Annotated in this window: 8 protein-coding genes and 1 tRNA gene; 6 read left to right on the top strand and 3 right to left on the bottom strand. The window is 45.7% G+C overall.

Annotation, left to right across the window (positions count from 1 at the left end):
• Positions 1-136: 136 nt before the first annotated feature.
• Both mrdA and rodA read left to right on the top strand, forming a co-directional pair.
• Positions 137-2,002: a penicillin-binding protein 2 gene (gene mrdA / locus HQK80_06235; GenBank protein ID MBF0221812.1), complete on the top strand. Its 1,866-nt coding sequence runs from the start codon at positions 137-139 to the stop codon at positions 2,000-2,002.
• 79 nt (positions 2,003-2,081) lie between these two features.
• Complete coding sequence (gene rodA / locus HQK80_06230) at positions 2,082-3,194, top strand: rod shape-determining protein RodA (GenBank protein ID MBF0221811.1); 1,113 nt, start codon at positions 2,082-2,084, stop codon at positions 3,192-3,194.
• A 19-nt stretch (positions 3,195-3,213) separates the two neighbouring features.
• Here rodA and HQK80_06225 read toward each other — a convergent pair whose 3' ends face one another.
• The 3 genes from HQK80_06225 to HQK80_06215 form a co-directional block, all read right to left on the bottom strand.
• Positions 3,214-4,077 (bottom strand): DUF368 domain-containing protein, encoded by an 864-nt coding sequence (locus HQK80_06225; GenBank protein ID MBF0221810.1) that lies wholly within the window; start codon positions 4,075-4,077, stop codon positions 3,214-3,216.
• A 138-nt stretch (positions 4,078-4,215) separates the two neighbouring features.
• Positions 4,216-4,863 carry a protein-L-isoaspartate(D-aspartate) O-methyltransferase gene (locus tag HQK80_06220; protein MBF0221809.1) on the bottom strand — a complete coding sequence of 216 codons (648 nt, stop codon included), beginning with the start codon at positions 4,861-4,863 and terminating at the stop codon, positions 4,216-4,218.
• Entirely contained in the window at positions 4,853-5,299 is a 447-nt protein-coding gene (locus tag HQK80_06215; protein MBF0221808.1) for a hypothetical protein, read from the bottom strand. The genes HQK80_06220 and HQK80_06215 overlap by 11 nt, the downstream gene beginning before the upstream one ends.
• A 268-nt stretch (positions 5,300-5,567) precedes the next feature.
• On the opposite strand from HQK80_06215, the gene HQK80_06210 reads away from it, so the two are divergent.
• From HQK80_06210 to HQK80_06195, 4 genes are all read left to right on the top strand, one after another.
• Positions 5,568-6,821 carry a hypothetical protein gene (locus HQK80_06210; protein MBF0221807.1) on the top strand — a complete coding sequence of 418 codons (1,254 nt, stop codon included), beginning with the start codon at positions 5,568-5,570 and terminating at the stop codon, positions 6,819-6,821.
• Complete coding sequence (locus tag HQK80_06205) at positions 6,808-7,293, top strand: RDD family protein (GenBank protein ID MBF0221806.1); 486 nt, start codon at positions 6,808-6,810, stop codon at positions 7,291-7,293. Before HQK80_06210 ends, HQK80_06205 begins: the two co-directional genes overlap by 14 nt.
• Before the next feature lie 79 nt (positions 7,294-7,372).
• Positions 7,373-7,448, top strand: a tRNA-Phe gene (locus tag HQK80_06200).
• A gap of 292 nt (positions 7,449-7,740) precedes the next feature.
• Complete coding sequence (locus tag HQK80_06195; GenBank protein MBF0221805.1) at positions 7,741-7,953, top strand: twitching motility protein; 213 nt, start codon at positions 7,741-7,743, stop codon at positions 7,951-7,953.
• The last annotated feature ends 135 nt before the right edge of the window (positions 7,954-8,088 follow it).

The raw sequence follows: 8,088 nt of genomic DNA, 5'->3' as shown, positions 1-8,088 counted from the left end.
CAGGAAATCGGTATCGCTTAGGTCAAAGGTTAAAGGTTAAATTCATTAGCAATTAGCCATTAGCCATTAGCCTTTAACCCCTAACCCCTAACCCCTAACCCTTAACCCTTTTTCCCCTCTAAACCCTTCTGAAAATATGCGTCAGGTTATATCCAAAATACAAAAAATTAACGAAGCAGAACTTACTGAGCTTAAAAGGCGAGTTAATATTGCTACGCTTATTATTCTGTTTTTTGTGATGATTCTGGTTGTTCGACTCTGGTATCTTCAGATTTTGCGGGGGCCTGACTATGTTAAATTGTCAGAAAACAATCGCATCCGTATGCAGTGGGTTAATGCGCCTCGAGGTAATATTTGGGATAGAAACGGCAAGGAGATTGTAACTAACCGGCCATTTTTTAATGTCACATGGGTGAGGGAGGACGCTCCGAATCCCGATATGGTTCTGAAGAAAATGGCGGTGATTCTCAAGGTAGATATCAGTGAGCTGCTGGAGCGAATTAGAGAGGGGCAGGATTACCCTCGGTATGTGCCGATCAGGCTGAAAGAAGATATTGACTGGAAGACATTAGTCTATATCGAAAATCACAGGTATGATCTGCCGGGCATTCGTATTGAGGTTTTGCCGTCACGTAAATACATTCATGATAATCTCGCTTCACACCTGATTGGCTATCTCGGGCGGATTAACCAAAAAGAGCTCAATGATGCGAAAAATGTAAACTACCAGCCGAATGATCATATCGGTAAACTTGGCATTGAAAAACTTTACGAAGATAAACTGCGGGGGGAAAAGGGGCAGCGCTACGTAGAAGTGGATGTGCAGGGATTTGAGCAGCGTGAGATTGCGGTTCATGAACCATTGTCGGGAAATGATATTAAGCTTACCATTGATCTTGATATACAAAAGGCCGCAGAGGATGCCCTTGAAAATAAGGGCGGCGCTGTTATTGTCATGGAGGTTAACAGTGGTCGCCTTCTTGCTTTTGCCAGCTCCCCTCCGCTGGAACTCGAAGAGTTTATTGGTGGTATCTCTCAAAAGGCCTGGGATAAAATGCAGCAGAATATAATGCATCCATTCCTCAACAAAACGGTTCAGGGCCAATACCCGCCTGCTTCCACCTATAAAATGGTTACCGCCTTGGCAGGATTGTCCGAAGGGGTAATTAATCAGGATACTATTTACTACTGTGCCGGTTCGATGATGTTGCATGGCCGAAGATACCATTGCTGGAAGAGAAGTGGGCATGGTGCAGTCAGCTTGGTAGACGCCCTGGCGCAGTCATGTGATGTCTATTTTTACCAGGTGGGATTAAAGGTTGGGGTTAATTCCTTGGCCAAATATGCCAGATCTCTTGGTTTCGGTACGCAAACTGGGATTAATGTGGAACATGAGAAACCTGGGCTTATTCCGACCACCGACTGGAAACTTAAGCAACGCAAGGAGGGGTGGCAGGAAGGTGAGACCATGTCGGTGGCCATCGGCCAGGGATTTAATCTCGCCACGCCTCTCCAGGTCTGTCAGATGACAGCAACAATCGCCAATAATGGGATTCGTTATCGTCCCCAGATTATAGAGTCAATAATGGATGAGAGTGGTACTATTACTGAGAAATTTGAGCCCATTGAGGATGGGCGCATGCTTGGTGATTCAAAGTCTCTCGGCCTGATTAAGGCCGGTATGCTGGCGGTGGTAAATGGTGAGCGTGGTACGGCCAAGCTCGTGAGGCTGGATGGGATTACAGTTGCCGGAAAGACGGGCACGGCCCAGGTTGTTAAACTTGCCCAAAATAAGAATGTTCCGGAAGATGAGATCCCCTACAAATATCGTGATCATGCCTGGTTTACCTGTTATGCGCCGGCTGAAAAACCTGAAATTGCCGTAACGGTATTGGTCGAGCACGGTTTGCATGGGAGTTCGGGGGCGGGGCCAGTTGCAAAATTAGTTTTAGAAAGCTATTTTTCGGATAGATTGGTGCACAAGGAAAAGGACAAAAAATAAATTAAATTAAACGGAATTCCTCGATACTGGGATAAACAGAGTCCGGCTTTGTCGGAGTAACTGCAGGATTAGATAGATAATGTTCAAGTTTGATAGAAGACTTCTGGTGAATTTTGATTGGACGCTTTTGGTGGTTCTTGCGGCAGTGGTGGCAATGGCGCTGGCCAATCTCTACAGTGCATCATACACGGGATTTTATGGTACCCCGGCCTATATGAAGCAGATATATTTTTTCCTGATGGGTTGTTGTGCCATTTTATTGATAATCAGTTTCGATTATCGGGCCTTGATAACTGTTAATTACCCAATCTATGTCCTGATAATTGTCCTAATCATAATTGCAATGGTTTTTGGTAAAACAACAGCTGGGACTCAACGTTGGATCAATCTTGGCTTCTTCAATCTCCAGCCTTCAGAACCAGCCAAGTTGTCATTGGTAATTGCTTTGGCCAGTTATTACTACCGTAAAGACACCGGAAAAGGGTTTTCACTTAAAGAGCTTTTGGTCCCTGGTTTGCTGACTGGCCTGCCATTTGTTCTTATTGTTAAACAGCCGGATCTTGGTACAGCCTTAATGTTGGGCTGTGTCTTTGTCTCTATGACTTTATTTGTCAAGTTGCGTTGGTCTACCCTCGTAACATTATGTTCCTGTTGCGCTGTTATTGTGCCTCTGGGCTGGAAGTTTGGTCTTAAGCCTTATCAGCGGCAGCGAATAGAAACATTCCTGAACCCGGAAAGTGACCCGTTAAATTCAGGGTATCATATTATGCAGTCGAAAATTGCCGTCGGCTCGGGAGCTAAATTTGGCAAGGGATACTTGGAGGGAACACAGGTCCACTTGGACTTTCTGCCCGAGCGCCATACTGATTTTGCATTTTCTGTGTTGGCCGAAGAGTGGGGTTTTATAGGGTCTGTGTTCTTTTTGTCCTGTTACTTCTTTCTTGTTTTTTTGGGATTAAATATTGCTCTTTCGTCTCGGGATAAGTTTGGTGTCCTTTTGGCGTTCGGGATAGTATCGTTAATCTTTTGGCAGGCTATAATCAATCTGGCTATGGTTTTAGGGTTGCTGCCCGTGGTTGGCATGCCGCTGCCCCTAGTCAGCTATGGAGGTTCATCCATGCTAACTACCCTGGCTGCCATCGGCATATTGTTTAATATCCGGATGCGCCGCTTCTTGGTGGGTACAAATTAACGGGTTTTATCTGTAAGGCTTAATCTGCGCGGGTCATTTTCTGGAGGGTGATAACAACAATAAAGCCAGTCAGGGCTAAGGCCGCTGTGATCACTAGTTCGGAGTCAAAGGCAGTGGGTATGATGTTTTTTGTGCTGAGCACATGAACTTTGCCGCGCACGGTTATACTTTCCAATATCTCTTTCCAGGGCCATATTTTACGCATTGATCCCAGCATAAAGCCGGTAAGTAAGGCCATAGTGGCGCCCCGGTGCTTGTCCATCATGTAGGATAAAAATCGGGAAAAGCCCAGCAGGCCGGTCGCACAGCCAGTACAAAAGATTGCAATAATTACAATATTGTCAGTCACAAACGGATTTTTTAATGCACCGGTAATAAATTGATACTTGCCGAGAATCAGGAGGAGAAAAGCTCCGCTGATGCCCGGTAGGATCATGGCACAAATCGCGATCATGCCTGCGAGAAAGATAAACCAAAGCGCTTCTGGCGTTGAAACCGGTATCATCCCGACGACCAGATAGGCCAGCATTGTGCCAATAAAAAAGGGCGCAAGACCACTCCTCCAGACATTAGCCTCGGTGCCAACCACGAAAATTGAGGCAGCAACTAAGCCAAAAAACAGACCCCAGGTCGGTATGGGATACTGTTCTAAAAGGAAGTGCATCAAGCTGGCGAGTCCGACAATGGCCAAGCCGATTCCCAGCATTAAGCAGAACAGAAAGCGGATGTGAATTGTCGAAAGCCCCTCTTTGAACTGTAGCGTGGCAAACTGTTTTAAACCGTCCCCCACGGAACTTATCGCTTTAAGCAGATCGGCATAAATGCCTGTGATAAGCGCTACGGTTCCGCCCGAAACACCTGGAACCAGGTCGGCACAGCCCATGGCAATTCCCTTGCTGAGCAAAACTACAGCTTCTTTAAGGTTCTTGGGGCCAGGGCCATTGAAAATACTGTCTTTCCAGGATTGTTTCGATCTGTTTTCTGTCACGTTGTATTCTTTATCTGTAATTTTGGTAACTATTCAGGTCTGCCATCCCTGCTCGCCTATCAACCTAACAAAACGTACATGTTCGATAACTTCTTGGGTGGTGACGCCATCTTGTTTCTTGATAACGGTAAGCTCCTGGCTTTGTCTTTCCCCAACGGGGAGCACCATAATGCCGGGGTCGGCAAGTTGATCCACCAGGGCGCTGGGGATTTCCGGGCCTGCTGCAGTGACAATAATCGCATCAAAGGGGGCGTGTTCCTGCCATCCTAAGCTGCCGTCATCGAGTTTGTAGAGGATGTTCAGGTAGTGCAGGCGGTCAAAATTACGACGGGCTTTAATGAACAGAGCTTTGATGCGTTCGACAGTGTAAACCTTCTCGCAGATGAGTGACAAAATGGCAGTCTGGTAGCCACAGCCTGTGCCGATTTCAAGAATTCTTGAAGTGGGTGTCAAGGCCAGCGCCTGGGTCATCAGGGCTACGATATAGGGTTGTGATATGGTTTGTCCTTCCCCGATTGGCAGGGCAAAATCGCCATAGGCTTGACCATGCAGGGCATCGTCAACGAACATGTGACGAGGCACGGTCTGCATGGCGTGTATAACTGCAGGGCTGGTAATGCCTCGGGGGATGAGTTGTTCTTCTACTAGCCTGCTTCGAGCCTTATCGTAATTATTCCGCATGGAGTTGATGGTCTGACTTGATGCCTGAACTCTTAAAATCTTCTTCTGTTAAAAGTCGGTATGTGCATGATTTGACAATGTCTGCCTTGATGTGAATGATGACGAGGTCGAACTCTTCTCGACCGAACTTATCGCCGATAAAAGGCGTCTTTCTTAATAGGCTTTGATTTTTATGAAAATAAATCCATTCTTCTGTCCCATCAGCAAGTTCTCGACGCTGTACCGGTTGGCCTAAAAGAGAGAGGACCTCTTTTGAGGTTGATTGTTGGGGGACTATGAGTATGGCGTCTGAGGCGAGATGTCTGATCTGATCCTTAGATGAACAGCCCGGTATAACCGTCAGTAGTGTAAAGGTCATAAGGCAGCATGTCAGCCATTGTTTAAGCAAGAGGCGTGCATTAACAGTTGTAAATGAAGTTTTTTTTGATTTGTTCATTAGTGGGTATGTCAATCGGCCTTAATGTTAATTTGATCAGCCCCTACAGCTGTATTCTATCGAATCGTGCAAAAAAAACGGCACGAGATATGACGGAGTAAAGGCTTTTTAGCGTGATCACAGCTATTTTGCAAGTTTTTGTCTTTGGGCAGCCAATTAATCTTTTAAATCACTGTTTTTGAATGGAATTTCTTGACCGGCGGCGAACTCGTGTTTTAAGATGATAGATATTGAATTTAGATAATTTCTACTGGATGAGGAAAACGCTATGCTCTGTCCCAAATGCGACTACATTTCATTTGACCACCTGACAAATTGCGCAAAATGCAATCATGACCTGGCCGAGATAGCATCACTGCTTAACGGAACAAGTGTGATCAGCGTTCAGGTGAATTATCTCGGAATTGCTGATGAAATAACTGCTGGCGATGATGCTGAAAATATATTTGCCACTGATACCGAGTTGGTTGATGGGGAAGGTCTTGATTCAGGCGCCGACTACAGTGATTCGTTTGCAGAACAAGAAGATTTGGTTGAGTTATCTGATGAAGAGTCGTTGGCGCTGGAGCCTGATACTGAAGTGAATCTTTCTGAAGATGAAGCTACTGGTCTTGAGTTGAAACTGGAGGGGCATGATACGGGTGACAATAGCAGACCTGAAATTGATTTCACTATGCCACCTGTGTTGAATCTGGATGCTTTCCAAACTTCGGAATCCGGCGCTGAATCGAATCGTGAGTCATCTTCGGATGATGCGGGTGATGAACCCGAGACGGAAGCTGCTAATTCGGCCGGGATTGTGATGGGTGAAACTGATGAAGTTGGCGAACAGCAAACCCCTTTGCCCGAGCTTCATCTGGAGGCTGAGTCAGGTTCTGACGCTGCTGATGAAGAATATGAAGATCAGCCCCAGGCCTCAGCCTTGGCTGACGAGCAGATGGAGGACTTTACGGAGTTGGAGGGTATTCATTCTGCTGATCTGGGTATTGAAGACTCGGCGTTGACTTTGGAGGTAGACGATGACGACCAGGGTTCCGGGCTCACGTTTGAAGGGGACCAGGACGGAGTTGAAATTGAGTCAGCAGGAGCAACAGGGATAGATCTGGGCAATATAGATCTTTCAGACTTGGTATATGCCCTGGATCCCGACAGCCAAGGAGATATGGAGGCAGATGGCGACAAGCCTGCTGCTGGTGTGATCAAAAGTTGCGTTCCCGATAATGAGTTATCACTAAAATTGGAAAGCGATATTGAACCGCAAATTTCTGAGGCCGATACTGACCCAGGCGGGCAAGGCACCGACGGCAATTATGAGCTCGGTGATCTTGGAATGTTGAGCCTGGAAAATGATAACGGCGATACTTCTGATTCAGTTGGTCGACCATTGGATTTTGAAGGTGGTGCCGACAATCTTGTAGACGCTTCTGCCTTGGATGATCCCTTTGATAGTCTGGATATCTCTGTTGACAGTGCCGACGATGACGGCATGGAATTAGACCTGGAAATCGATGACGATAAATAACGGAGAGAATGAAACGGCTTTAGTTCCAAGAACTGTTATTGCTGGTTTCAGGTCTCGATTTATGGCTTTCACGATTGACTGTGTTCTGCTCTTTTTTTTAATGGCGCTGGTATCTCTGGCTACAGGTCTAAATGTAGTGGCATTGTCAAGCTCTGGTCAGAGTTTTTTGGCAAACGTTCAGTTGCTGGGTGGTTGGTTGGTCTGGCTGCTAATGGGCGTGTGCTTATCAAGTATGTGCTATTTTTGCCTTATGCATGCTTGTTGTGGTCAGACCATCGGGAAAAAAATCATGGGAATACGACTTGAGTCGTATTCGGCAAATGGTCTGGGTGTGGGGATATGTTTTCTGCGCTGGGTGGGCTACATAGCCTCAGCACTTCCGTTTTTCTTTGGATTTCTATGGGCCTTACTGGATATTGAGGGGCGTACCTGGCACGACAGGTTGGCTGGGACAAGGGTTGTCTACGGCTGAAAAGTTATGGTAAAAATGCTCTTGCTAGAAAAAATGTTGACATACGAATGCCCCTAACATATATTAACGCTTTCTTTTCGCCGGGATAGCTCAGTCGGTAGAGCAACGGACTGAAAATCCGTGTGTCCTTGGTTCAAATCCTAGTCCCGGCACCAATGTTTAAAGGGGTTACAGCACTTTTCGCTGTAACCCCTTTTTTCTTTTCTGGTCGCTCTCTGGTAGTTGTGCAGAAAATTTAGTGAAACATACGTTATGTTGCTGATTTTATTATAAATAATCATGTCAAGTTTCAACATCAATAACATCAATCAAGCGGTAAATGTTTAGGGCGTTACTGAATACGTAGACTGCTAGCTGGTTTAGCCTATCAGCGCACAACGGACTTGCAACATTTTAATCCGTGTATCCTTTTATCTAATACTAACAGTTATAGGGTTAATGAATAGAATGGCACAATTAAAACTTAAATCAAATCAAGCCGCTCTTATTCTGGAAGTATCACCAGAAGGTGAAGTGAGTGTAGAAGCTGCTTTTCCTGAAGAAGTTGATGAGGCAGGTGACTTAGCTGGCGCAATTTGCACAGTAATAGGCCAGAAATTGACAGAGGATGAAGCTTTCCAGGATGAAGTGATGTCCGCTATTGAAGACAGCGAAGACTAACCTGTGCTCCATTTTAGACTTAGCTTTCGTATGCTTATGGAAGGTGTTGACTTTGTAAAGGGAAAAGAGCTGAAAGGCACATCTTAAGTGTATACGGTACAATCTTCTTTTGAATAAGATCCTGAAGACATCAAA

The sequence above is a fragment of the Desulfobulbaceae bacterium genome, assembly GCA_015231515.1.
Lineage (GTDB): Bacteria > Desulfobacterota > Desulfobulbia > Desulfobulbales > VMSU01 > JADGBM01.
The sequence above is the reverse complement of the archived record's forward strand: the minus strand, read 5'-3'. Positions and strand labels throughout refer to the sequence as shown.